This window comes from Pantoea sp. EKM101V, assembly GCF_011800325.1.
Lineage (GTDB): Bacteria > Pseudomonadota > Gammaproteobacteria > Enterobacterales > Enterobacteriaceae > Pantoea > Pantoea anthophila.
Window position 1 is genome coordinate 59,942 of sequence record NZ_JAALFP010000010.1, and the last position, 25,140, is coordinate 85,081.

Annotated in this window: 21 protein-coding genes; 9 read left to right on the plus strand and 12 right to left on the minus strand. The window is 57.7% G+C overall.

Features of this window, described 5'->3' with window-relative positions; translation table 11 throughout:
* Both pstA and HFD92_RS15905 read right to left on the minus strand, forming a co-directional pair.
* The gene (pstA, locus tag HFD92_RS15900) at positions 1 to 1,635 is read right to left on the minus strand and encodes a phosphate ABC transporter permease PstA (protein ID WP_154927548.1); all 1,635 of its coding nucleotides are present in this window, start codon (positions 1,633 to 1,635) and stop codon (positions 1 to 3) included.
* The gene (locus HFD92_RS15905) at positions 1,632 to 3,719 is read right to left on the minus strand and encodes an ABC transporter permease subunit (RefSeq protein ID WP_167429238.1); all 2,088 of its coding nucleotides are present in this window, start codon (positions 3,717 to 3,719) and stop codon (positions 1,632 to 1,634) included. The genes pstA and HFD92_RS15905 overlap by 4 nt, the downstream gene beginning before the upstream one ends.
* Positions 3,720 to 3,869: 150 nt before the next feature.
* Between HFD92_RS15905 and ppk1 the strand changes: the two genes are divergently transcribed.
* From ppk1 to mgtE, 5 genes are all read left to right on the plus strand, one after another.
* Positions 3,870 to 5,930: a polyphosphate kinase 1 gene (ppk1, locus tag HFD92_RS15910; RefSeq protein WP_046102362.1), complete on the plus strand. Its 2,061-nt coding sequence runs from the start codon at positions 3,870 to 3,872 to the stop codon at positions 5,928 to 5,930.
* Between the two features lie 5 nt (positions 5,931 to 5,935).
* Entirely contained in the window at positions 5,936 to 7,462 is a 1,527-nt protein-coding gene (ppx, locus tag HFD92_RS15915; RefSeq protein WP_009088767.1) for an exopolyphosphatase, read from the plus strand.
* Between the two features lie 41 nt (positions 7,463 to 7,503).
* Positions 7,504 to 8,118, plus strand: coding sequence for a tellurite resistance methyltransferase TehB (tehB, locus tag HFD92_RS15920; RefSeq protein ID WP_009088764.1), 615 nt, complete (start codon positions 7,504 to 7,506; stop codon positions 8,116 to 8,118).
* Between the two features lie 101 nt (positions 8,119 to 8,219).
* The gene (locus tag HFD92_RS15925; protein ID WP_033736145.1) at positions 8,220 to 8,405 is read left to right on the plus strand and encodes a YfgG family protein; all 186 of its coding nucleotides are present in this window, start codon (positions 8,220 to 8,222) and stop codon (positions 8,403 to 8,405) included.
* 123 nt (positions 8,406 to 8,528) lie between these two features.
* Positions 8,529 to 9,962: a magnesium transporter gene (mgtE, locus tag HFD92_RS15930; protein ID WP_140029701.1), complete on the plus strand. Its 1,434-nt coding sequence runs from the start codon at positions 8,529 to 8,531 to the stop codon at positions 9,960 to 9,962.
* Positions 9,963 to 9,965: 3 nt separating this feature from the next.
* On the opposite strand, the gene HFD92_RS15935 is transcribed toward mgtE, so the two are convergent.
* The gene (locus HFD92_RS15935; RefSeq protein WP_154927545.1) at positions 9,966 to 10,463 is read right to left on the minus strand and encodes an AlpA family transcriptional regulator; all 498 of its coding nucleotides are present in this window, start codon (positions 10,461 to 10,463) and stop codon (positions 9,966 to 9,968) included.
* A 20-nt stretch (positions 10,464 to 10,483) separates the two neighbouring features.
* Positions 10,484 to 10,729, minus strand: a complete 246-nt coding sequence (locus HFD92_RS15940; RefSeq protein WP_140029703.1) for a hypothetical protein — start codon at positions 10,727 to 10,729, stop codon at positions 10,484 to 10,486.
* A gap of 187 nt (positions 10,730 to 10,916) precedes the next feature.
* On the opposite strand from HFD92_RS15940, the gene HFD92_RS15945 reads away from it, so the two are divergent.
* Positions 10,917 to 11,096 (plus strand): hypothetical protein, encoded by a 180-nt coding sequence (locus HFD92_RS15945; RefSeq protein WP_009088756.1) that lies wholly within the window; start codon positions 10,917 to 10,919, stop codon positions 11,094 to 11,096.
* Positions 11,097 to 11,128: 32 nt separating this feature from the next.
* On the opposite strand, the gene HFD92_RS15950 is transcribed toward HFD92_RS15945, so the two are convergent.
* From HFD92_RS15950 to guaB, 3 genes are all read right to left on the minus strand, one after another.
* Positions 11,129 to 11,902, minus strand: coding sequence for a DUF3750 domain-containing protein (locus HFD92_RS15950; protein WP_150028945.1), 774 nt, complete (start codon positions 11,900 to 11,902; stop codon positions 11,129 to 11,131).
* A 309-nt stretch (positions 11,903 to 12,211) separates the two neighbouring features.
* Positions 12,212 to 13,792, minus strand: a complete 1,581-nt coding sequence (guaA, locus tag HFD92_RS15955) for a glutamine-hydrolyzing GMP synthase (protein WP_009088749.1) — start codon at positions 13,790 to 13,792, stop codon at positions 12,212 to 12,214.
* Between the two features lie 68 nt (positions 13,793 to 13,860).
* A complete protein-coding gene (gene guaB, locus HFD92_RS15960) occupies positions 13,861 to 15,327 on the minus strand; it encodes an IMP dehydrogenase (protein WP_009088747.1) in 1,467 nt (488 codons plus the stop codon).
* A 168-nt stretch (positions 15,328 to 15,495) separates the two neighbouring features.
* On the opposite strand from guaB, the gene xseA reads away from it, so the two are divergent.
* From xseA to HFD92_RS15975, 3 genes are all read left to right on the plus strand, one after another.
* Positions 15,496 to 16,869 carry an exodeoxyribonuclease VII large subunit gene (gene xseA, locus HFD92_RS15965; protein WP_167429239.1) on the plus strand — a complete coding sequence of 458 codons (1,374 nt, stop codon included), beginning with the start codon at positions 15,496 to 15,498 and terminating at the stop codon, positions 16,867 to 16,869.
* Between the two features lie 115 nt (positions 16,870 to 16,984).
* Complete coding sequence (locus HFD92_RS15970; protein ID WP_058957403.1) at positions 16,985 to 17,998, plus strand: M4 family metallopeptidase; 1,014 nt, start codon at positions 16,985 to 16,987, stop codon at positions 17,996 to 17,998.
* Entirely contained in the window at positions 17,995 to 18,327 is a 333-nt protein-coding gene (locus tag HFD92_RS15975) for a protealysin inhibitor emfourin (RefSeq protein ID WP_009088741.1), read from the plus strand. The genes HFD92_RS15970 and HFD92_RS15975 overlap by 4 nt, the downstream gene beginning before the upstream one ends.
* Before the next feature lie 270 nt (positions 18,328 to 18,597).
* Here the strand turns inward: HFD92_RS15975 and HFD92_RS15980 are convergent, their stop codons facing one another.
* The 5 genes from HFD92_RS15980 to HFD92_RS16000 all read right to left on the minus strand — a co-directional run bounded on the left by HFD92_RS15980 (position 18,598) and on the right by HFD92_RS16000 (position 25,108).
* Complete coding sequence (locus HFD92_RS15980) at positions 18,598 to 21,039, minus strand: glucose/quinate/shikimate family membrane-bound PQQ-dependent dehydrogenase (RefSeq protein ID WP_009088739.1); 2,442 nt, start codon at positions 21,037 to 21,039, stop codon at positions 18,598 to 18,600.
* Between the two features lie 301 nt (positions 21,040 to 21,340).
* The gene (locus tag HFD92_RS15985) at positions 21,341 to 21,562 is read right to left on the minus strand and encodes a zinc ribbon domain-containing protein (protein WP_140029707.1); all 222 of its coding nucleotides are present in this window, start codon (positions 21,560 to 21,562) and stop codon (positions 21,341 to 21,343) included.
* A gap of 62 nt (positions 21,563 to 21,624) precedes the next feature.
* The gene (gene der / locus HFD92_RS15990; RefSeq protein WP_167429240.1) at positions 21,625 to 23,115 is read right to left on the minus strand and encodes a ribosome biogenesis GTPase Der; all 1,491 of its coding nucleotides are present in this window, start codon (positions 23,113 to 23,115) and stop codon (positions 21,625 to 21,627) included.
* Between the two features lie 174 nt (positions 23,116 to 23,289).
* The gene (gene bamB / locus HFD92_RS15995; protein WP_058957402.1) at positions 23,290 to 24,471 is read right to left on the minus strand and encodes an outer membrane protein assembly factor BamB; all 1,182 of its coding nucleotides are present in this window, start codon (positions 24,469 to 24,471) and stop codon (positions 23,290 to 23,292) included.
* A 19-nt stretch (positions 24,472 to 24,490) separates the two neighbouring features.
* Positions 24,491 to 25,108 (minus strand): YfgM family protein, encoded by a 618-nt coding sequence (locus tag HFD92_RS16000; RefSeq protein ID WP_009088731.1) that lies wholly within the window; start codon positions 25,106 to 25,108, stop codon positions 24,491 to 24,493.
* Positions 25,109 to 25,140 lie beyond the last annotated feature (32 nt).

The following is a 25,140-nucleotide window of genomic DNA, read 5'->3' on the forward strand; positions in this document are numbered from 1 at the left end:
TTATTGAGTCATAAGGCGATAGCGTTCACGCAGACGGTGACGCAGGGCCATCGCCAGCAGATTAAGCGACAGAATAATCAGCACCAGCAGCAGCGCGGTGGCAAACACCAGCGGCCGGTCAGCTTCAATATTCGGGCTCTGAAACGCCAGATCGTAAATCTGGAAGCCCAGATGCATAAACTTGCGATCCAGATGCAGATAAGGAAACACCGCGTCTACCGGCAGCTCCGGTACCATTTTTACCACCCCCACCAGCATCAGCGGTGCGGTTTCCCCGGCCGCCCGCGCCACCGCCAGGATCAGACCGGTCAGCATCGCGGGCACCGCCATAGGCAGCACCACATTCCACAGGGTTTCCGCCTGCGTTGCGCCCAGCGCCAGCGAACCCTGTCGCAGACTGTTGGGAATACGGGACAGCCCCTCTTCGGTCGCGACAATGACCACCGGCAGCGTCAGCAACGCCAGCGTCAGTGAGGCCCACAGCAGCCCTGGCGTGCCAAACGTCGGATTGGGCAGTGCGCTGGCGAAGAAGAGCTGGTCGATCGTGCCGCCCACCAGCCAGACGAAAAAGCCCAGGCCAAAGACGCCATAGACAATCGAGGGGACGCCCGCCAGATTGACCACCGCAATGCGCACCAGCCGGGTCAGCGCATGACGTCCGGCATATTCATGCAGCCAGATTGCCGCGATCACGCCCAACGGCATCACCACCACCGACATCAGCAGCACCATCAGCACCGTGCCGAAAATGGCCGGAAACGCGCCCGATTCACTCTCGCCCTCCGCCGGGGAGTCGCTGACGAAGCGCCACAGCTGATGCAGGAAATGCAGCATTTTGCCGCCTGCCGTCATCGCATTGGGCTTCCAGCTGTCCACAATGTCGGTCAGCGGAATCGCATGTTCGGTGCCGTGTACATCCCGCAGGATCAGCAGATCGCGCTGACTCTGCTGCTGCAGAGAGGCCAGCGTCTCACTCAGCTGATTGAAACGGCGCTGCAAAGCGGCCTGATTGGCCTGAAATTCCGACTCGGTCTGCAGATCAAAGCGTCCGGCGGCCCGTCGTGCCTCCGCCTGCTCGTCTAACTGCTCCCGCTGGCTGTTGAGACGCGCCATATCGACCCGACGGATCTGGCTGGCCTGGCGCACCAGGGTCTGCACCTGCCCGAGCCGTTGATGCAGCAGCGCATCCGGGTCTCTGGCGGTTAACTCTTCATTGTCTTCACGCAGCCCGACAAACCACCCATAGGCCTGACCGTGGCCGCGCCGCTGCAGCACCATAACATCGGCGGGCTGAGTGACCTGCGCCGCCTGACGGCTGTAAACCACGCGGAAATCGGGCGCATCCCACTCCCGGTTACCGGTCTTAATCAGATAGCGATGAACCTTCTCCCCCTGATTGCCCTGCTCATCGGCCGGGGCGGGAAAGTGCCGCTGATGCTCCAGCGTTTCACCCAGCAGGCGCGTCTCGCCGCCGTCCGGCTGGCTGAAGCTGTAAAGGTCAACGCGCTGCGGCCAGAAGGCACGCCCCCCCTGCCAGGCCAGCAAACCAATCAGCAGCGTAAAGGCGAGCAGGCAGACGGCTACCGCGCCGGCGGTTAACCACCGCCAGCGATCGTTCTGGCGCATCACCTTCATGCCTGCTCCTCCTGCTGACTGTATCGCTGACGCAGCCGCTGACGGATCAGCTCTGCAATGGTGTTGATAACCAGCGTAAACAGCAGCAGCAGCAGAGCGCTGAGAAACAGCACCCGGTAGTGAGCACTGCCCGCCGCCGCTTCCGGCATCTCGATAGCGATATTGGCGGACAGCGCACGCAGGCCGCTGAACAGGCCCCCTTCACTTTGCGGGGTGTTGCCGGTCGCCATCAGCAGAATCATGGTTTCTCCCACTGCACGCCCCAGGCCTATCATCAGCGCGGCAAAAATACCGGCAGAGGCGCCGGGCAGCACCACGCGGGTCAGCGTCTGCCACGGCGTCGCGCCCAGCGCCAGCGAGCCCTGTCCCAGCGCCGCAGGGACGCTGAAGAGCGCATCTTCCGAGAGGGTAAAGATCAGCGGCACCAGCGCAAAGCCCATCGCCAGCGCGGCCACCAGCAGATTTCGCTGTTCATAATGCGGCAGCCAGTCGCCGGCATCCGGCATAAACCGAGCGGGCAGCCACAGCGTCAGCAGCGTCACTGACAGCAGCAGCGGCAGCAGAATCAGCACTTCACGACCGGGCTGACGCCAGCGCGGCGGTAAGCGGGCGCTGAATACCCCGCACAGCAGCAGCGCGCCCGCCAGGGTGAGCGGCAGCAGCAGCACCCCCAGCAGGGCCTGACCAATGTGCGGCGCCAGCCAGAGTCCGGCAATCAGCCCGACCACCACACTCGGCAGCGCCCCCATCATCTCTATCGCCGGTTTAACCCAGCGTCGCAGGCCGGGGGCCATAAACCACGCGGTGTACATGGCGGCGGCCAGCGCCAGCGGCGTGGCAAACAGCAGCGCTAACCCGGCCGCTTTCAGCGTGCCCGTCACCATCGGCACCAGACTGAACTTTGCCTGATAGCCGTCGCCCGCGGCGGTCGACTGCCAGACCCAGTCCGGCGCGGGATAGTTCTCATACCAGATTTTCTGCCAGAAATTACGCCACGTGACGTCGGGCCACGGGTTATCGAGCCGCAGCATCTGCCAGTGTCCGGGCCGCTCAATCAGCAGGCTGTCACCGCGGGGTGAAAACTGCGCCTGTACGATGCCGGGCGCCAGCTGACGCTCCAGTATCGGGCCGCTCTGCTTGCTGGCGAACAGCCGCAGCAGCCCCTGCCTGCTGAGTGTGGCGAACACGCGACGGTGCGGCTCCGTCACCAGAAGCGTCTCACCGTCGCTCTGCGCGAAGGTCTTTATGCGCTGGAGGCGCGGCCCCTGCTCGCCGGCCACAGCAAACCACTGTGTCACGCCGCTGCGATCCTGAATCAGCAGGCTTGCTCCGCCCACCAGCAGGTGCAGGCTTTGCGGCGGCTGCGGCAGGGTGTGCGTTTCGCGTAATGAGGCCTGTGCATCACCGAGCTGCCAGACGCGCAGCAGATTGCCTTCCGTGGTGTAGAGCAGATCGCCTGTCGGTGAAAGCGCGAGCAGATCAAGCTGACGCTGAGGCAGCGAGAGAATAGCAGCCTGACGATCGGTGCCGATCGTCAGCACCTGAAGTCCGGCCTGGGTGAGCGCCGCGATACGCCATTGATCGGCATGGCGGGTTGCCAGCGCCATCTTCGTCACCGCGCCAGCAGGTAAATGAAAGGGTTTGTCGCCCAGCGGAAAGCGCCACTGCTGGTCGGCTGTGGGCTGCAGCAGCGTCAGCGCTCCCTTAATATTGAGCAGCAGCGTCTGCCCGTCGGCACTCTGCACAATCGCACCCGGTGGTGGCGTCAGCGCCAGTGCCGGTTCTGCGGGCTGCCCATCCAGCGGAATAAAGCGCGCCGCGCCGCGATCGCTGATACGCCAGCCGACCTTGCCCTGATTGCCCATCGCTAATGCAGGCGCACGATCCCAGAGTTGCTGGCTGGAGGCGATTTGCAGACCCGGCGCCGTAAACAGCGGCAGTACCACTCCAATCAGCCAGCAGAACAGCAGCAGCATCAGCAGCAGGATCGCCACGCCGCAGCAGGTGACCAGCCGCCGCGTCAGGCGGTCAATGGCACGACGCTTACGATCGCTGAATTGGACAGGAATGTGGTTTACGCTCATGCGGTTCCGGCAGCAGGCTGAAATAAGCCGCTATGTTGCCCGTAGCGGGTTGATAAGACAACTCCTGGCGTTGGACAACGCTGCCATACTCTCGCCATAATGTTCAGGGACACTGGATCTTCAGTCCTGCAACCGCTAAATGGAGTGAGAATGGGTCAGGTAAAGCTTTATATTGAAAAAGAATTGAGCTGGTTATCCTTTAATGAACGGGTTTTGCAGGAAGCGGCAGATAAAAGCAATCCACTGATTGAGCGGATGCGCTTTCTGGGTATCTACTCCAATAACCTCGATGAATTCTATAAAGTGCGTTTTGCCGACCTGAAACGCCGTATTCTGATTGGTGAAGAGCAGGGTTCCGCCAGTACGCCACGTCATCTGTTTAAGAAAATTCAGCAGCGGGTGATGAAGTCCGATCAGGAGTTCGATGCCCTCTATAACGAGCTGCTGCTGGAGATGGCACGCAACCAGATCTTCCTGATCAACGAACGTCAGCTGTCGCCCAATCAGCAGGCGTGGCTGCGTCACTACTTTAAGCATGAGCTGCGTCAGCACATCTCGCCGATTCTGATCACCCATGAAACTGACCTGACCGAATTTCTTAAAGATGACTACACCTACCTGGCGGTCGAGATTATCCGGGGTGACGACATCCGCTATGCGCTGCTGGAGATCCCGTCCGACAAGGTGCCGCGCTTTATCAATCTTCCGGCGGAGCCACCGCGTCGCCGTAAGCCGATGATCCTGCTCGACAACATTTTACGTTACTGCCTGGATGATATTTTCAAAGGCTTTTACGACTACGACGCGCTCAACGCCTATTCCATGAAAATGACGCGTGACGCCGAGTACGATCTGGTGACGGAGATGGAGTCGAGCCTGCTGGAGCTGATGTCCTCCAGCCTGAAGCAGCGGCTGACGGCGGAGCCGGTGCGTTTCGTCTATCAGCGCGATATGCCGGAGGCGATGGTTGAACTGCTTTGCCACAAGCTCTCTATCTCTAACTTCGATTCGATTCTGCCCGGCGGTCGCTATCACAACTTTAAAGATTTCATCGGCTTCCCAAACGTCGGCAAAAACAACCTGATAAATCGTCCGCTGCCGCAGATCCGCCACATCGGCTTCGACGGCTACCGCAACGGCTTTGATGCGATCCGCGACCGCGACGTGCTGCTCTATTATCCTTATCACACCTTTGAGCATGTGCTGGAGCTGCTGCGTCAGGCATCGTTTGACCCGAGCGTGCTGGCGATCAAAATCAATATTTACCGCGTCGCCAAACACTCGCGCATCATGGATGCGATGATCCACGCCGCTTATAACGGTAAGAAGGTCACGGTGGTGGTTGAGCTGCAGGCGCGCTTCGATGAAGAAGCCAACATCTACTGGGCTAAACGCCTGACCGAAGCCGGTGTGCATGTGATTTTCTCCGCCCCTGGCCTGAAAATCCACGCCAAGCTGTTCCTGATTTCACGCCGTGAAGGGGAAGAGATTGTGCGCTATGCCCATATCGGCACCGGCAACTTTAACGAGAAGACCGCCCGGCTCTACACGGACTACTCCCTGCTGACCGCCGATGCGCGTATCACCAACGAAGTGCGTCGGGTGTTCAACTTTATTGAGAACCCCTACCGGCCCGTGACGTTTGATCACCTGATGGTGTCTCCGCAGAACTCACGCCGGATGCTGTATGAACTGATCGACACCGAAATCGCCAATGCCCAGCAGCAGAAGCCCTCCGGCATTACTCTGAAAATAAACAATCTGGTGGACAAAGGGCTGGTTGATCGGCTTTATACAGCCTCCAGCGTAGGGGTAAAAGTCAATCTGCTGGTGCGTGGCATGTGCTCACTGATCCCGGATCTGCCGGGGATCAGCGAGAACATTCGCGTCATCAGTATTGTTGACCGCTATCTGGAACACGATCGCGTCTATATTTTTGAGAATGGCGGCGATAAAAAGGTGTTCCTCTCCTCCGCTGACTGGATGACGCGTAATATTGATTACCGTATCGAGGTGGCGGTGGCGATTCTCGATCCACGCATCCGGCAACGCATACTCGACATTATTGCCATTCAGTTGAGTGATACGGTGAAAGCCCGCATCGTCGACAAAGAGCTGAGTAACCATTACGTCCAGCGAGGCAATCGCCGTAAAGTGCGCTCGCAGCTGGCCATCTATGATTACATCAAGAAACTGGAACAACCTGACTAAATCCTATGCCAATTTCTCATAAAAGTACGCCTAAACCCCAGGAGTTTGCGGCGATTGACCTGGGCTCGAACAGTTTCCATATGGTGATTGCGCGGGTCGTCGACGGTGCGATGCAGGTGCTGGGTCGCCTGAAGCAGCGCGTCCATCTGGCTGACGGGCTGGATGCTCAGCACAAACTCAGCGAAGAGGCGATGGAGCGCGGCTTAGCCTGCCTGGCGCTGTTCGCCGAGCGCCTGCAGGGGTTCAGCCCGAGCAACGTGACGATTGTCGGTACCCATACGCTGCGTGAGGCGGTAAACGCCGAAACCTTCCTGCAGCGGGCGGCTGAGGTAATCCCCTACCCGATCGAGGTGATTTCAGGTCATGAAGAGGCGCGTCTGATCTTTATGGGCGTGGAGCATACGCAGCCGGAAAAAGGCCGCAAGCTGGTCATCGACATCGGCGGCGGCTCGACCGAGCTGGTGATTGGCGAGGATTTTGAACCGCAGCTGGTTGAGAGCCGCCGTATGGGCTGCGTCAGTTTCGCCCAGCTCTATTTCCCTAAAGGGGAAATCAGCCGTGAAAACTTCCGTCGTGCCCGTTTAGCGGCCGCGCAGAAGCTGGAAACGCTCGCGTGGCAGTATCGTCTGCATGGCTGGAAATATGCGCTGGGGGCGTCCGGAACCATCAAAGCCGCCTGTGAAGTGCTGCAGGCGATGGATGAGAAAGAGAAACTGATCACCCCTGAGCGTCTCGACAAGCTCTATGACGAGGTGATGAAGCATAAATCCTTTGCGGCACTGAGCCTGCCGGGCCTCTCTGAAGAGCGCAAAAACGTCTTCGTGCCGGGACTGGCGATTCTCTGTGGCGTCTTTGATGCGCTGGCGATCCGCGAGCTGCGCCTCTCTGACGGTGCACTGCGTGAAGGCGTGCTCTATGAGATGGAAGGCCGCTTCCGCCATCAGGATATTCGCAGCCGGACCGCACAGAGTCTGGCGAATCACTACGCCATCGACAGCGATCAGGCGCGACGCGTGCTTGACACCACCGAGCAGCTTTATGTGCAGTGGAGCGAGCAGAATCCAAAGCTGGCCAATCCGCAACTGGCTGCGCTGCTGAAGTGGGCGGCCATGCTGCACGAAGTCGGCCTGACCATTAACCATAGCGCGCTGCAGCGCCATTCCGCCTATATCCTGCAAAACACCAACCTGCCCGGTTTCAATCAGGATCAGCAGATGCTGCTGGCCGCGCTGGTCAGATTCCATCGCAAAGCGATTAAACTCGATGAGTTGCCGCGCGTCACGCTGTTCAAGAAAAAGCAGTTTATCCCGCTGATTTTCCTGCTGCGCCTGGGTACGCTGCTCAATAATCAGCGCCAGGCCACGACGCGCCCGGATGCGTTAAGCCTGAAGTGTGATGACGGCCACTGGACGCTGACCTTCCCGGCAGGCTATTTCAGTCAGAACAACCTGGTTCAGCTCGATCTCGAACGTGAGCAGGTTTACTGGAATGACGTGACAGGATGGAAACTGATCCTTAAAGAAGAAGCCTGACCTTACGGGCGCCTGGCGCCCTTTTAACTGAACTGATGACTATGACACAACCAACCACACTGCTTTCAGGCGCAAACTACTTCGCCGAAACCTATGGCCTGACTCCGCCTCACTCTGAAGTGGTTGCGGCGCTGCCCCAGCTCACCGTCGGCAAGGCGCTGGATCTTGGCTGTGGCGTGGGCCGTAACACGCTGTTTCTGAATCAGCAGGGATTTGACGTGACGGCGTGGGATCACAATCCACAAAGTCTGGCGCGCCTGCAGGAGATTGTGACGCAGGAAAACCTCAGCGGTATCCACACCGCGCAGCATGACCTGAACACGACGCGCTTTAATGGCGGCTATGACTTTGTGCTGTCGACCGTGGTGATGATGTTTCTGCAGCCGCAGACCATTCCACAGCTGATTGCGGACATGCAGGCCTGCACGGTGAAATATGGCTTTAACCTGATTGTCGCGGCGATGAACACGGACGATATGCCCTGCCCGGCTGATTTCTCTTTTGCGTTTAAATCGGGTGAACTCAGTCACTACTATCGCAACTGGCACATCGTGAAGTACAACGAGCATCCCGGCCAGCTGCACCGTAAAGATGAAAACGGCCAGCGCATCACCTGCCGCTTTGCCACGCTGCTGGCGCAGAAAGCGAGTTACTGATCATTATCTGCTGTTTTTTTCAACAGCGATTGATTTCATCGGGCGACTGTGACTAAATATTGCAATCGCCCCGATGAGGGTCACTACAGGAATCACCCCGCGTGAACAGCGCTATTTCTCCCCGAAGACGTCAGAAAACCGGCACCATGACCCGCATTGTGTTGCTGATCAGTTTTATCATTCTCTTTAGTCGCCTGATTTTCATCCTGCCTGCTGCCTTCGAACATCATCAGCAACAGAAAGCGACGCCTGGACCGGTTACAGTGACATCAGGCGATACCCGCTAACGCACAGTCCCCTTCTGAACTGAATTTAAAACGTTATCCGACCGATCGGACGCTTTTTTGCATCCCTTTTTCAGGCGAAACGCTACACTTCGTGCTGGTGCTTTCAGACTAAAGGGATCCAATGTGTCTGCCTCTCACTCTCAACGTTTAAGTGAAACCCGTCATCGCATTCTGACGCTGCTGCTCAATGAACACGATCTGGTTGATGCCCTGCTGGAGAAATCCGGCGATCGCCCGCCTGAACAGCAACGTGAAAATGCGGCCCAGCGTGAAGCGCTGGAACAGGATATTCTTCAGCTGCATGCCGCTGACCTTGCCGATATTCTCGAAGCCCTGCCGGAAGAGGAGCGCCAGGCGCTGTGGCGGCTCGTGCCAAACGAGCGGCGCGGTCACGTGCTGGTTGAAGCATCAGAAACGGTCTGGGCCAGCCTCACGGAGGAGATGAGCGACCGCGATATCCTGCGCGCCATCCAGCCGCTGGATATCGACGATCAGGTCTGGCTGGCGCGCTATCTGCCGCGTGACCTGACCGGACGCCTGCTGGCCACCGTGGAACCTGGCCTGCGCGCCCGGATGCTCAGCATGGTGCAGTTTGACCGCGACCGCGTCGCCAGGGTGATGGATTTCAACATCCTGACGGTGCGTGAAGATGTCACGCTGGCGACGGTGCAGCGTTTCCTGCGCAAGCGCAAAAGTATGCCGGGCGGCACCGATAAGCTCTTCATCACGAATAAAGATAATCAGCTGCTGGGTGAACTGCTGCTGACCGATATCCTGCTGAATAAGCCCAACACGCTGGTGAGCGAGGTGATGAACGCACGCCCCACCACCTTCCAGCTTAATGACAAGGCAGAAGACGCCGCCAGCGCCTTTGAACGTTATAACCTCATCTCTGCCGCCGTTACCGATGCAAAAGGCAAACTGATTGGCCGTGTGAGCATTGAAGATATCATCGACCTGGTCAACGCCGAAAACGAAAGCAATATCCGTAAGATGGGCGGTATCAGTCAGGAAGAGGATGTCTTTGCCCCGGTGCATAAGTCAGTCCGTAAACGCTGGGCCTGGCTGGCGATCAACCTCTGTACCGCCTTTGTTGCCTCACGCGTTATCGGGCTGTTTGAAGGGACCATCTCGCAAATCGTCGCCCTCGCGACACTGATGCCAATTGTGGCCGGGATCGGGGGCAATACCGGTAACCAGACGATCACCATGATTGTGCGCGCGCTGGCGCTGCATCAGGTGGAGCCGGGTAACTTCTCGTTTCTGATCGTCCGTGAACTGGGCGTGGCACTGATCAACGGCCTCTTCTGGGGCGGCATCATGGGCGGCATCACCTGGCTGATGTATGACAATATGGCGCTGGGCGGCGTCATGATGCTGGCCATGGCGCTTAATCTGCTGCTGGCGGCGCTGATGGGCGTGCTGGTACCGCTGGTGATGACCAGACTGAAGCGCGATCCGGCCGTCGGCTCCAGCGTTCTGATTACCGCCATCACCGACACCGGCGGATTCTTTATCTTCCTGGGACTGGCGACGCTGTTTCTGACCACGCACTGACCCTCAGGCGTGCAGACCGTAGCGTTGCAGTGACCCGCTGAGATTACGCTGGCGCGTCACCTGCGCCAGTTCCCGGGTCGCCACCGGCAGCACATAGTTACCGCGCTGGTTCAGCCACTCCAGCACATCTGACAGGTGCCAGATGGCGGTTTTGCCATCATGCACCGGCAGCGGAAATGGCGGGCGGTGGCTGAGCATCAGCTTGCGCATGTTCTGGCGCGACATGCCGATCAGCTCGGCTACGTCAGTCAGTCCCACAAAGTCAGGCGCCGCTTCCACCAGCGTGGCACCCGGTATCGCGCGCAGGACCGCCGCTTCTGCCTCTGCCAGTGCCTCCGTCGCGGAGCCTGACTCCCGGGTAAACTCCAGTGCGATTCGCCCCGGCATCCCCAGACCGATCAGCGCATCGTCACAGCCGGCTGCGGCCAGCACTTCCATCATCTCATCTGCCGGCGCATGCCCTTCCGGCAGGCTGAACCGTAATGTAAAACAATATTCCATATGCCTCTCCTTATGCACTCTCAGGACGTCAGATAATCACAATTGTCGACCACTCGCCGGAGCGCACGGGCATGGTTATGCGCATTTTTTGGCGTGCTCCAGATACAGGTCAGACAAAACTCCCCGCAGCGGCATCTCAGCAGCATGTTCGGGCAGTACATTTTGCCCCAGGCGTGATGACCGCCCGTAACGACCAGCCAGCCGTGGGATTCGGCATAACGTAACGCCGCTTCGATCTCTTTATCAGGATGCCGCTTCCTTGCCATCTGTCCTCCACTATCCTGCCGTCGGATTAATTAGTTGTCAACTGACAACCAGAAGAAATATTCTTATCCGGCTGAGCATGGGCAGACTTTTTCACACAGTAAAACGGTCAGGATCTAAACTGGAAAACGTTACGCAAAAAATGTCAGCGCGATGCTGGCAGCAATCACAACTCACGACGGAGAAACTATGTTTAAAGCAGAGGATTTTGTTCAGTCGAAAACCGGTGGCCCTAAAATGCAGGTATTACGCGTTGAAGGTGACACCCTGTATTGCGCACGGGTGGATGATGCGACCAAAAAAGAGATTGAAGTGAAGGCAGAGAGCGTCAACCTCTATCACGAAGAGGGCGATTTTGGCGTGTGCTGAAACAAACCGGCCCCGTTAGCGGGGCCAGACGATCAGGGCTTATCCTGCTGCAGGTTGTCGTTACCCAGCCCGCCAATAAACGGCAACCGCAGGCGGAACGGGGTAAAGTCGAGGCCCATGTTCAGACCCAGCAGATTCACTTCGAACCCCTCTTCCGCTCCCAGCGTGACGCCCGCCACACCCAGAACCGATACCTGCAGACCTCGCCCGGATGGCGGCAGCCCGACCGGACGCCACAGTGGCCGGTAATCTTTGCCCAGGGCATTGGCAGGCAAATCGAGTTTTAAGGCCGGGACTTCGCGACCAATGTGCGCCAGAAAAGTATTGCTGTTGGGCCCCGGCCACGCGTGATAGGTCGTCGGCCAGGGATAGGATTGAATAGCCGCTTCAATCTGCGGGATCATCGCTTCTGCCTCGGGTCCGCGATGGTTCACCAGCAGCCGCGGTTTTGCACCATACCAGTAGCCATCGGGAAGATTGGTATTGTGACGCACTTTATCGCCACTGCCCCAGCTGATCACTTCATAGCGATTGTAGTGCGTTTCACCGGCACGTTTGAAGATAATCCAGGGATGCACCGCGACCCGCCCTTTCCAGCCATAGGTGGGCGCGGCATAGACCTGCACGATAGCCAGATTAGCGAAGGCGCGCGGGTCGGGCGCAATACCGGCTGAATCGCGTCGCGCCGACCACCAGCCGCCCCGCTCTGCGGTTTCGCTGTGACGGGTCGCCTGGGCGATACTGGCTCCCAGAGAGAGGAGCAATACGACAACAAAAAACAGGCTGAACACTTTGAGTGAGAGCATGACAACATTCCTGGTGGCGTCAGAATCAGGAAACGCCTGCGGTGCGGGCGGTTTCCGTAAGCGGCGGCTTTGAGATATGGACAATCGGTAAAAGCGGCGAGTCAAAAGCGGGCGTCAGACAGGAAACCCGACGTGCTTTTGCTGACCAGCAGAATAGCGTACTTTGCGGCAAAGTGAACAGAAAATCACCAGGTTCGGGTGCGGATGTGCTGAAAGGTTAAAACGGCGGTTCGGCGGGCAGCCAGGGCAGAAAAAAGCCCGCTGAGAAGCGGGCTTAAACATCGTCAGGGTAAACCGGCTACAGGCCGATTATTCCCACTCAATCGTCGCCGGTGGCTTACCGCTGATGTCATACACCACGCGGGAGATCCCGTTGATTTCATTGATGATGCGGTTAGAGACGCGGCCCAGGAAATCATACGGCAGATGCGCCCAGTGAGCGGTCATAAAGTCGATGGTTTCCACCGCGCGCAGTGAAACCACCCAGTCATATTTACGGCCATCGCCCATCACACCGACCGAGCGAACCGGCAGGAAGACGGTGAACGCCTGGCTGACTTTGTTGTAGAGATCCGCTTTGTGCAGCTCTTCGATGAAGATAGCATCGGCACGACGCAGCAGATCGCAATACTCTTTCTTCACTTCGCCCAGCACGCGCACGCCCAGACCCGGGCCCGGGAACGGATGGCGGAACAGCATGTCGTACGGCAGGCCCAGCTCCAGACCAATCTTACGCACTTCGTCTTTGAACAGCTCTTTCAGCGGCTCAACCAGGCCCATCTTCATCTCTTTCGGCAGGCCGCCAACGTTGTGGTGCGACTTGATGACGTGCGCTTTACCGGTGGCTGATGCCGCCGACTCGATCACGTCCGGATAGATGGTGCCCTGCGCCAGCCACTTAACGTCTTCCAGCTTCAGCGCTTCTTCGTCAAACACTTCCACAAAGACGCGACCAATGGTTTTACGCTTGGCTTCAGGTTCATCAATACCCGCCAGTGCGTCCAGGAAACGCTGCTCAGCCGGGACATGGACAATATTGAGACCAAAGTGATCGCCAAACATATCCATCACCTGCTGCGCTTCGTTCAGGCGCAGCAGACCGTTATCCACAAACACGCAGGTCAGACGGTCGCCAATGGCACGGTGCAGCAGCATCGCCGTTACCGATGAATCCACACCGCCAGACAGACCGAGGATAACTTTGTCATTTCCTACCTGCTCACGCAGACGTTCTACCGCATCTTCGATGATTTTGGCTGGCGTCCACAGGGCTTCACATTCACAAATGTCGATGATGAAGCGCTCAAGCATCCGCAGGCCCTGACGGGTATGGGTCACTTCCGGGTGGAACTGCACGCCGTAGAAACGCTTCTCTTCGTTCGCCATGATGGCAAACGGACAGGTTTCGGTGCTGGCAACGGTTACGAAGTCAGCCGGGATAGCGGTGACTTTATCGCCGTGGCTCATCCAGACATCCAGCAGCGGTTTACCGGCCGCGCTGATCGCATCTTCGATATCGCGAACCAGAGCGCTTGGCGTGGTCACTTCAACCTGCGCATAACCGAACTCGCGTTCGTTTGAACCGGCAACGGCGCCGCCCAGCTGCATCGCCATGGTCTGCATACCGTAGCAGACGCCCAGGACCGGCACGCCAGCATTAAAGACATATTCCGGCGCTCGCGGGCTGTTCAGTTCGGTGGTGCTCTCCGGGCCACCGGAAAGGATGATGCCGCTTGGGTTGAACTGGCGAATCTGCTCTTCGCTCACATCCCATGCCCAGAGTTCACAGTAAACGCCAAGCTCGCGCACGCGGCGTGCCACCAGCTGAGTATATTGCGAGCCGAAATCGAGAATCAGAATGCGATGCTTATGGATATTTTCCGTCGTCATTGAGGGGGTTCCAGAACGGTGACTTAATAAATAAAAGCGCCCGGCTGAAGCCGGGCGGGAAATCGAAATTACGAGCCCATACGGTAGTTCGGTGACTCTTTGGTGATGGTCACATCATGTACGTGACTCTCATTGATGCCAGCGCCGCTGATGCGGACAAACTCCGCTTTAGTGCGCAGGTCATCAATGGTCGGGCAACCGGTCAGGCCCATGCATGAACGCAGTCCACCCATCTGCTGATGGACGATCTCTTTCAGACGGCCTTTATAGGCCACGCGGCCTTCGATGCCTTCCGGCACCAGCTTGTCAGCGGCGTTATCGGTCTGGAAGTAACGGTCTGAAGAGCCTTTGGACATCGCGCCCAGTGAACCCATGCCGCGATAGGATTTAAATGCACGACCCTGGTAGAGTTCGATCTCGCCCGGAGACTCTTCGGTGCCCGCCAGCATTGAACCCACCATGACACAGGAGGCTCCCGCCGCGATCGCTTTTGCGATATCACCGGAGAAACGGATACCGCCATCGGCGATGACCGGAATACCGGTGCCTTCCAGTGCAGTCACGGCGTCAGAGACGGCGGTGATCTGCGGAACACCGACACCGGTGACGATACGGGTGGTACAGATAGAGCCAGGGCCGATACCGACTTTGACCGCGCTGACGCCGGCCTCAACCAGTGCCAGTGCGCCGGCACCGGTAGCGACGTTACCGCCGACAATTTCGAGGTCCGGATATTTAGCACGGGTTTCACGGATACGGGAGAGCACGCCTTCAGAGTGACCGTGAGAGGAGTCAATCAGCAGCACGTCAACGCCCGCAGCAACCAGCGCATCAATACGCTCTTCGTTGCCTGCACCGGCACCGACAGCGGCACCCACACGCAGACGGCCCTGCGCATCTTTACAGGCGTTAGGCTTACGTTCGGCTTTCTGGAAGTCTTTAACGGTGATCATGCCCAGCAGATGGAAGCTGTCATCCACGACCAGCGCTTTCTCTACACGTTTTTCATGCATTTTGTGCAGCACGACATCACGCGCTTCACCCTCTTTCACCGTCACCAGACGGTCTTTCGGGGTCATGACCGCAGAAACAGGCTGAGAGAGATCGGTCACAAAGCGCACGTCACGACCGGTGATGATACCGACCAGTTCATTGTCGCGGTTAACTACCGGATAGCCTGCAAAGCCGTTGCGCTCGGTCAGCGCTTTGACGTCAGCCAGTGGGGTGGTCGGCAGTACGGTCTGCGGTTCAGTCACGACGCCGCTCTCATGTTTCTTCACCTTGCGCACTTCGTCCGCCTGGCGTTCAATCGACATATTTTTATGGATGAAGCCAAGGCCGCCTTCCTGTGCCAGCGCAATTGCCAGACCCGCTTCGGTCACGGTGTCCATGGCAGCGGAAAGCATAGGAATGTTTAAACGGATGTTTTTGGTCAGCTGTGTGCTGAGATCGGCCGTATTAGGCAGGACGGTGGAGTGAGCAGGAACGAGCAGAACGTCGTCAAAAGTGAGTGCTTCTTTAGCGATTCTTAACATGGCAATACTCCACCTCGGGTGATTGAGATTAGATAAAATATTGCCGCGGCATTATACAGGCCGTAATCGATTGCCTCCACTATTATTTACGAAAAACTCTTGATCCGCACTGGCAGCCCTGTAGTATCGGTGAATTAACCTGCTGATTTGGAATTTGATCTTCGTCACATGTCGCTGCCATCCAACGCCAATATTTTTACCGTCAGCCGTCTCAATACGACAGTGCGTCAGCTGCTGGAGAAAGAGATGGGCCTGGTCTGGATCAGCGCCGAGATCTCCAATTTCACTCAGCCGGCTTCCGGTCACTGGTACTTCACGCTGAAGGATGATGGCGCGCAGGTGCGCTGCGCCATGTTCCGCAACAGCAATCGTCGCGTCACTTTTCGTCCGCAGCACGGCCAGCAGGTGCTGGTGCGCGCCAGCATCACCCTTTACGAGCCTCGTGGCGACTATCAGCTGATTGCCGAGAGTATGCATCCGGCGGGCGAAGGGCTGTTGCAGCAGCAGTTTGAACTGCTGAAGGCAAAGCTGTCGACCGAAGGATTGTTCGACCCGCAGCATAAGCAGCTGCTGCCGGAACCGGCGCGTCAGGTCGGGGTGATCACCTCGGCGACCGGCGCCGCCCTGCACGATGTGTTACGCGTGCTGCATCGCCGCGATCCCTCCCTGCCTGTGGTCATCTATCCTACTGTCGTGCAGGGTGTCGATGCGCCTGCGGCTATCGTCCGGGCGATTGAAGTCGCTAACCTGCGCAATGAATGCGACGTGTTAATTGTCGGGCGCGGCGGCGGGTCGCTGGAAGATTTGTGGAGCTTTAACGACGAACGGGTAGCGCGCGCGATTTTTGCCAGCCGCATTCCCATCGTCAGCGCAGTCGGACACGAAACCGACGTCACCATTGCCGACTTCGTCGCAGATTTACGCGCGCCCACACCGTCGGCCGCAGCAGAAATTGTCAGCCGCAATCAGCTTGAATTACTGCGTCAGCTGCAGTCACAGCAGCAGCGGCTGGAGATGGCGATGGATTATTATCTGGCGCGCCAGCAGCGGCTTTACAGCCGCCTGGAGCATCGCCTGCAGCAGCAGCATCCGCAGCTGCGTCTGGCCCGCCAGCAGACTGCCCTCTTCCGCCTGCAGCAGCGTCTGGGGGATGCGATGGAAACCCGTCTGCGTCACGCTACCCGTCAGCAGGATCGCCTGCAGCACCGGCTCAGTGCCCAACAGCCGCAGCAGCGCCTGTTCGAAGCGCAGAAGCAGCTGCAAAGCTGGCACTACCGCCTGCAGCAGAGTATGACCACTCAGCTGAGCAGCGGAAAACAGCAGTTTGGTCAGCTGGTAGCGCAACTGGAGGGCGTCAGTCCCCTGGCCACGCTGGCTCGCGGATTCAGCGTCACGACCGACACCACCGGACAGGTGGTGAAAAAAACGGCGCAGCTGCAGAGCGGCGACTTGCTGCGCACCCGTCTGGATGATGGCTGGGTCGAAAGCCAGGTCACACAGTTACTGCCTGAGAAAAAGCGTCGCCGCAAAACCGCCTCCTGACCCGCTCCGCTCTCATCGCCCTTCCTTTCCAGTTATGGCTGGTCTCATTTACCGCGTGCATTCGCCGTGACCGGTCTATACTTTCTGGTACATCTCTGCTGCCAAGGAGTTTCAGATGGCTTACTGCGTTATTCCTCCCTATATCCTTCGTAAGATCATTGCTCACGGTTCCGGTCACCAGCAGGCGCAGGCGCGTCGCACCCTCACCCACGTTCAGCACCTGATGGCAGAACACTGGCAAAAGCCCGCCGTGGCTAAAACGGCGGCGGGCGGCCATGTGGACCGGGAAATTTATGATGCCCAGGGCAGAGAAACCCTGCCCGGTAAGCTGATTCGACAGGAGGGCCAGTCCGCCAGTGATGATGTGGCGGCTGAAGAAGCCTGGGACTACCTCGGCATCACCTATGACTTTTTCTGGCAGGCTTATCAGCGTAACTCGCTGGATAATCAGGGGCTGAAGCTGCTCGGTACCGTCCATTACGGAGAGAAGTATCAGAACGCCTTCTGGAACGGTCAGCAGATGGTATTTGGTGACGGTGACGGCGAAATTTTTAATCGCTTTACCATTGCGATTGATGTGGTGGCACATGAACTCGCGCATGGCGTCACGGAAAATGAAGCCGGATTGATCTACTTTGAGCAGGCGGGCGCACTGAATGAGTCCCTGTCTGACGTCTTTGGCTCCCTGGTCAAACAGTACAGCAAGAAACAGCGCGCCGAAGAGGCGGACTGGATTATCGGTGAAGGCCTGCTGGCAAGCGGCATCAATGGGCGCGGTTTGCGTTCAATGTCTGAACCCGGCACCGCCTACGATGACCCGATGCTGGGTAAAGATCCGCAACCGGCGCACATGGATGACTATGTGAAAACCCGTGAAGATAATGGCGGAGTTCACATCAACTCCGGTATTCCTAACCGGGCATTTTATCTGGCGGCCACCGCGCTGGGCGGCTTTGCCTGGGAGCAGGCAGGCTACGCCTGGTATGACACCCTGTGTGACGACGAGCTGCCTCAGGATGCGGACTTCAAGACCTTTGCCCGCTTCACCGTTCAGCACGGTGAAAAGCGCTTTAATTCGTCGGTCGGCCGTGCCATTGAACAGGCGTGGAAGGAGGTTGGCGTGCTATGAGTGAACTGCCCGAACTCACCGATGACGCTACGGTCATCGTCGCGCGTGAAGGCGGCATGGCCTTTATTCCGGGGCTGCGCGCCGAGCGTCGCTTTATGCTGGGCGATCTGCCACCGCCTGAAAAACAGCGCGTCTGCCATGCGCTGGAACAGGCGATGCCGCTGGGCGAACCCGAGGAGAAAGCCGCGCAGGTGGGCAGTGGCGATCAGCGCTATTTTCGCATTCAGATCCAGTACGCGACCCGCCGTGAGGTTGGCACCATTGTGCTGCTGATCCCGGAACAGGTCGCCCCTCCCGAATTGCAGGCGCTGTGGCGCGACGGCAAATAAGCAAAAAAAGGGCCGACAATGTTGGCCCGTAGAGAGCTGATAATCTGATGTGAATCTGGCTGCAACGGATAAGCTTAAAGTGAAGGTAACACGGTCAGAGGAGGAAAGCGTCCCGCGCCAGGGACGGCGCGGGCCGAGCCGTCATGGATGACGATTTTGCGACTTTCCGATCTGACCGTGTTTCCTGAGCATGCCCGCTCTTACAGCGAACCGGCCAGAATTTTTTCAAAAAAAAGGGCCGACAATGTCGGCCCTTTTCCTTTTGCGATATTACTTACTGTCTGGCAGCGCGTAAGCAATCACGTAATCACCGCGGTCCGGTGACTGACGTGCGCCACCTGCCGAGATGAGGATGTACTGCTTACCATCTTTCGGTGAGACGTAGCTCATCGGGCCACCCTGACTGCCGACCGGCAGGCGCGCTTTCCACACCTCTTTACCGGTTGAAGAATCAAAGGCGCGCAGATAGTAATCCTGGGTACCGGCGATGAAGACCAGGCCACCCTGCGTTGCCAGCGTTCCGCCCAGCGTCGGCATACCAATCGGCATTTTCACGCCCATTTTGATACCAAACGGTCCGGTGTCCTGCACGGTACCAACCGGCACCTGCCAGACGATTTTCTGGGTTTTCATGTCGATCGCTGACAGCGTACCAAATGGCGGCTTCTGACAAGGGATGCCCAGCGGAGACATGAAGCGGTTTTTGTTTACGGCGTACGGCGTGCCTTTCAGCGGTACTGCACCCATACCGGTGTTGATCGCTTCGCCACCGTTGCTGCCACGTGAAATGCTGTTGGTGTCAGCCGGGATCATCTGCACCCACAGGCCGAGACGCATATCGTTAACGAACAGCAGATGATTGTTAGGGTCAGTCGACATGCTGCCCCAGTTCATTCCACCCAGCGAGCCCGGGAAGCTCAGCGACTTGTCGGTGTCCGGCACGGTGAACAGGCCGTTATAACGCATCGATTTAAAGGCAACACGGCAGGCCAGCTGATCAAACGGCGTCGCTCCCCACATGTCAGACTCTTTCAGCGTCTGGTTGCCAATCTGCGGCATGCCGGTCGAGTGTGGCTGGGTTTTGGTGTACTGCTCGTTCGGGATATGGCCCTGCGGCATCGGCAGCTCTTCGACTTTGGTCAAAGGCTTACCGGTCATCCGGTCGAGCACAAAGATCATGCCGGTTTTACCGCCGATCACCACCGCTGGCGTGGTGCTGCCATCTTTCTGCGGGAAGTCGATCAGGCTTGGCTGCATTGGCAGGTCAAAGTCCCACAGATCGTTGTGCACGGTCTGATAGACCCACTTCTCTTTACCGGTGGTGGCATCCAGCGCCAGCACGGATGCGCCATATTTGTGATCCAGTGGGGTACGGTTCGCGCCCCAGAGGTCAACAGAGGAGCTGCCCATCGGAATGAACACGGTATTCATGGTCGGATCGTATGACATCGGAGCCCAGGAGTTCGGCGTACTGCGGGTGTACTCCTTGCCCGGCATCAGGATCGCATTCGGGTCAACGTTGCCCGGGTCAAACGCCCAGCGCATCTTGCCGGTGATAACGTCGAATCCACGCAGCACGCCGCCCGGCATATCGGTCTGTACGTTATCCGCCACGCGTCCGCCAACCACGACAGTGGTGCCTGCCAGCGTAGGGGCTGAGGTCAGCTGATACTGCGGGTCTGGCGCCTTACCGATGCCGGCTTTCAGATCGACAATGCCGTGATCGCCAAAGTCTTCACAGAACTCACCGTTGTCGGCGTTGATGGCAATCAGACGCGCGTCGATGGTGTTCATCAGAATACGACGCTGACAGGTGTCACCGGCAGGCAGGGTAACGGCCGTTACCGGAACTGACCCCGGCTTGTCCGGCTGTTGCAGCGGTTTCGTCGCGTCAAAGTAAGCCAGGCCACGGCAGCGCGGCCAGACTTCAGCCTGCGCATTGATTTCGCGTTTCCAGATCTGCTTACCGCTGTTCGCTTCCACCGCAATCACATTATTGTGTGGGGTGCAGAGATAAAGCGTGTTGCCAATCTGTAACGGCGTCTGCTGATCTTCTGCGCCGTTACCGGTCGGGCTGATCGGGGTGTCACCGGTGCGGAAGGTCCAGGCAACTTTCAGATCTTTCACGTTGTCGCGGGTAATCTGGTCCAGCGCCACAAAGCGACTGCCCTGCGGCGTATTGCCGTAGTTATCCCAGTCTTTCTGCTGTTTGGTTTTATCGACCGGGATCAGCGGCAGCTCTTCACCATTACCGGCCACGGTAGGATGCGGCTGGAACATCTGCACCAGCGTGACCACCATGCCTGCGGCCAGCAGTGCGGAGAAGGTATAGGAAGGTTTTGCCAGTGAGGGCTTACCTTCATGCTTACGCAGTGAAGGCCAGATCAGGAAGGCCAGCAGTGTCAGTCCGGCTGGCACCATCAGGCGTGAGACCAGCGGCCAGAAATCCAGCCCGGCATCAAACAGCGACCAGATCAGCGTGCCGATAAAGACCAGCAGGAAAAGAACCGCTGCCGACGATTTGCGGCGGAAGAACTGAATTGCGGAAAGTACGATTACGATCCCTGCAATCAAAAAGTACCAGCTGCCGCCAAGTGCAACCAGTTTGCCGCCACCGATTGCAAAGAACAGACCGGTAGCAAGCAGCACCAGTCCGAGCAGCACGGATGCGATTCCCAACCCCCTGGCGGAGCGGGAGGATGTTTCAGCCATAAACTATCTCTCCTGAATAAACAGAACGTCCGGACAGGTGCCGTCCGGACTCCGCGCCTTAAACGTTCTGCGCAGAGCCCCGTTCTGTTTCAAATCAATTATAAACAGACCCGCGTCCGTAAGAATCTGAGGGCCGGAAGCCTACAGATGTGGCTGGCCCCTCCCACGACGCGGCAGGATTGTACCACCTGGTACATAACCGAGTGAACATATACAACTCATTTGTTACGACGTAATAGCATTTTTGCTACAAAACGGCGGGCGGGTCGGGTTCACCGGTGCGTTTAATCATAGCCAAATCTTACGGTGCAGACGGCTGAAACTGCACCCGCCTGCGCGAGATCAATCCGTGGCCATGTTGACAAAAATAGTCGACCGCACCGCAGGCTTTCAGTACCGTCAGTGGCTGGTGACAGTCCGGACAGACGGGCTGCGCCGGATAGTGCGCACTGCAGCGGTCACAGATAAATTCGCCGTCGCTGAGCCGCAGTGGCTGCTGACATTTTTCGCAGTGAATAGTCACCTTTCTCCTCCTGAGTGGCGTGTTCAGCACAAAAAAAAGAGGGCCTCATGGCCCTCTTCTCATTAACGCTTATTCTTTTTCATATGCGCCATCAGACGCTTACGTTTACGCTGCTGAGTCGGCGTCAGCAGGTTACGCTTGCCTTCATAAGGGTTCTCACCCTCTTTGAACTGAATACGGATTGGCGTTCCCATCACATTCAGGGATTTGCGGAAATAGTTCATCAGGTAGCGCTTGTAAGAATCTGGCAGATCTTTCACCTGATTCCCGTGGATGACCACGATGGGCGGGTTGTAACCACCGGCATGGGCATACTTAAGCTTAACGCGACGGCCGCGCACCAGAGGTGGCTGGTGATCGTCTGCCGCCATGTTCATGATGCGCGTCAGCAGCGAGGTGTTTACGCGCCGGGTCGAACAGTCATAGGCTTCAGTGATCGATTCAAACAGGTTACCCACGCCGCTGCCGTGCAGCGCAGAGATAAAGTGGATGCGGGCGAAATCGATAAAGCCCAGACGGAAGTCCAGCGTCTCTTTCACTTCGTCACGCACTTCCTGCGACAGGCCATCCCATTTGTTAACCACGATTACCAGCGAGCGGCCACTGTTGAGAATAAAGCCCAGCAGGGAGAGATCCTGATCCGAGATACCGGCGTGGGCGTCGATGACCAGCATCACCACGTTGGCATCTTCAATCGCCTGCAGCGTCTTGATCACCGAGAATTTCTCTACGGTGTCAGAAATCTTGGCGCGCTTACGCACCCCGGCGGTGTCGATCAGTACGTAATCACGTCCGTCACGCTCCATCGGAATATAGATACTGTCGCGGGTGGTGCCGGGCATATCGTAGACCACCACGCGGTCTTCACCGAGGATACGGTTAGTAAGCGTTGACTTACCTACGTTAGGACGCCCCACGATGGCCAGCTTGATAGGTAAACCTGTCGGGTCGAAGTTTTCTTCTTCCTCGTCGGCTTCCTGTTCAGCGATCTCCTCGGCGTCCAGCGCCGCCCAGTAAGCCTGGTTCTCTTCTTCTTCGGTCAGTTCGACCGGCTCAACCGTCTCCATCCACGGCAGCAGCGCCGTTTCAATCAGGCTGGTGACACCGCGACCGTGCGACGCCGCAATGGCGTGGATCTCGCCCAGGCCGAGAGAGTAGAAGTCGATAACCGCCTGATCCGGATCGAGCCCGTCAGTTTTGTTCGCCACCAGGAAAGTGGCTTTCTGGCGGGAACGCAGATGTTTAGCGATTTGCTGATCGGCGGCCATCATGCCCGCACGTGCGTCAACCATAAACAGTACGACATCCGCTTCTTCAATCGCCAGCAGTGACTGCTCAGCCATCCGCGTTTCAACACCCTCTTCGGTGCCGTCGATACCACCGGTATCAATAACAATAAATTCGCGCCCTTCCACTTCGGCGCGACCATATTTGCGATCGCGAGTCAGTCCGGGAAAATCCGCTACCAGCGCATCACGAGTGCGGGTTAAGCGGTTAAATAGCGTAGATTTTCCCACATTGGGACGCCCAACCAGCGCGACCACAGGTACCATAACAAAATGCCTCAATAAAAAATGAATCGCCCGAATGGCGTGATTATAACGGCTCTGGCCGTTAAGTTCAGGCTTAAGGCGCAAAGAATACCATGCCTGACTAAAAACGAAACGGCCCCTGATTAAATCAGGAGCCGTCGGAACGGAGGATTTCACCTGCCGGACGTTTACCCGTTAACGGGTAATCGCATAAACCTCACCATCTTTCGACTGGATCAGCAGCTTATCGCTGGCGACCACGGGCTCGGTCTGGAAACCGGAACTGTCCAGCTTCTGCTGCGCGACAAAACGACCGTCGGTGGTGTTCAGCCAGTGCAGATACCCTTCGCTGTCGCCAACCACCAGATAGCCGTTGTAGAGCACCGGTGAAGTCAGGTTGCGATGCAGCAGATCGCTCTGACGCCAGATAGCGACGCCACCGTCCGCGTTCAGGGCAATCACACGGTCATCCTGATCGACCAGATAGATGCGGCCGGCATCAACAATCAGATCTTTCACACCGCCGATTTCGCGTTTCCACAGAATCTGGCCGGAACGCAGATCCAGCGCCGTCAGGTCGCCGTTGTACGCCAGCGCGTAAACCACGCCATTGACGATAACCGGGGTCGTATCGACATCGTTCAGACGATCGATTTCGGTTGCGCCGCTGACCTGAGAAATACGCTGCTGCCAGATCAGTTGCCCCTGGTTCAGCACGACGGCACTGACGCGGCCGTTGTCACCACCGACAATGGCCCCGCCAAACGCAACAGCCGGAGCCGATTCACCGCGCAGTGAAAGCGCAGGCATATCCAGGTTAACGCTCCACTTCACCGCCCCGCTGCTCTGGTCCAGCCCCTGCAACATGCCGTTGCTGGTATGGATCAGCACCAGGCCATCGCTGACCACCGGACGTGACAGCGCTTCACCGGCGACTTTCGTCTGCCAGGCCAGGCTGCCATCGCTGCTGTTCAGGGCATAAACCTGACCGCGCTCGCTGCCGACATAGATCCGATCGCCATCCGCCGTCAGGCCGCCCGATAACAGGGCTGAGCGATTTTTCGAGAAGAAGCCGGTTTTCTCAGAGAGATCGACTTTCCATTTTTCTTTACCGTCTGCGGCATCCAGCGCTTTCACGATACCAAAGCGATCGGCTGCGAAGACCGTACTGTCCTGCCAGGCAGGATGCAGATTAGAGTAGAAATCACCCACGCCATCGCCGACTGAGGTGCTCCACACTTTCTCTGGCGTAAACTGATTTTCCACCTTCGGCAGCGGGGCCATTTTCACTACATCTTCTTCGCCGCTAAACAGCGAACAACCGCTGAGCAAAGTGACTGAAATCAGTCCCGGCAGCAGGTATTTACGTAATTCCATGCGCTCTCTCTTGACTGGCTTAGCTTAAGTTATTCATCTTCATCTGCATCATTTGCTTCAATGCCGGAGAGGCGTCAGATTCCACCCCTTTACTCCAGGCATCGCGCGCGCCCTGCTTGTCGCCTTTGGCCAGCAGCGCTTCGCCGCGAATATCGGCCACAATGGCTGTCCAGCCATCACCCTTCACACCGTCAAGGGTTTTAAGCGCCGCATCCGCTTGATTCTGTTGCAGTTGAATGCGAGCCAGACGCAGGTTAATCACCGCCTGCAGATTGGCATCTTTGGTATCTTTCAGTCCGTTTTGCAGCAGTGCTGCGGCTTTATCAAGCTGACCGGCATCCACATACTGCTTCGCCAGATCCATCGCCGCCAGCGCACCATAAGTGTTGCTGTTTTCGCTGGCAAACCGGTTGACCGCTTCCAGCGTCTCAGGTTTGCCCGCCTGCATGGCGGTGGTCAGCTGCTGATATTGGGCCGATACCGTTTTCGCAGTATCGTCCTGATGACTGCTCCAGTAACGCCAGCCACCCAGCGCAGCAATGCCGATGACTACGCCAATGGCTAACGCCTTACCATTGCTGGTAAAAAAGTTGCGCAGCGCTTCGGTCTGCTCGTTCTCATTGCTATACACTTCCACGCAATCCTTCTCCTTTCTATGGTTGGTGCTGT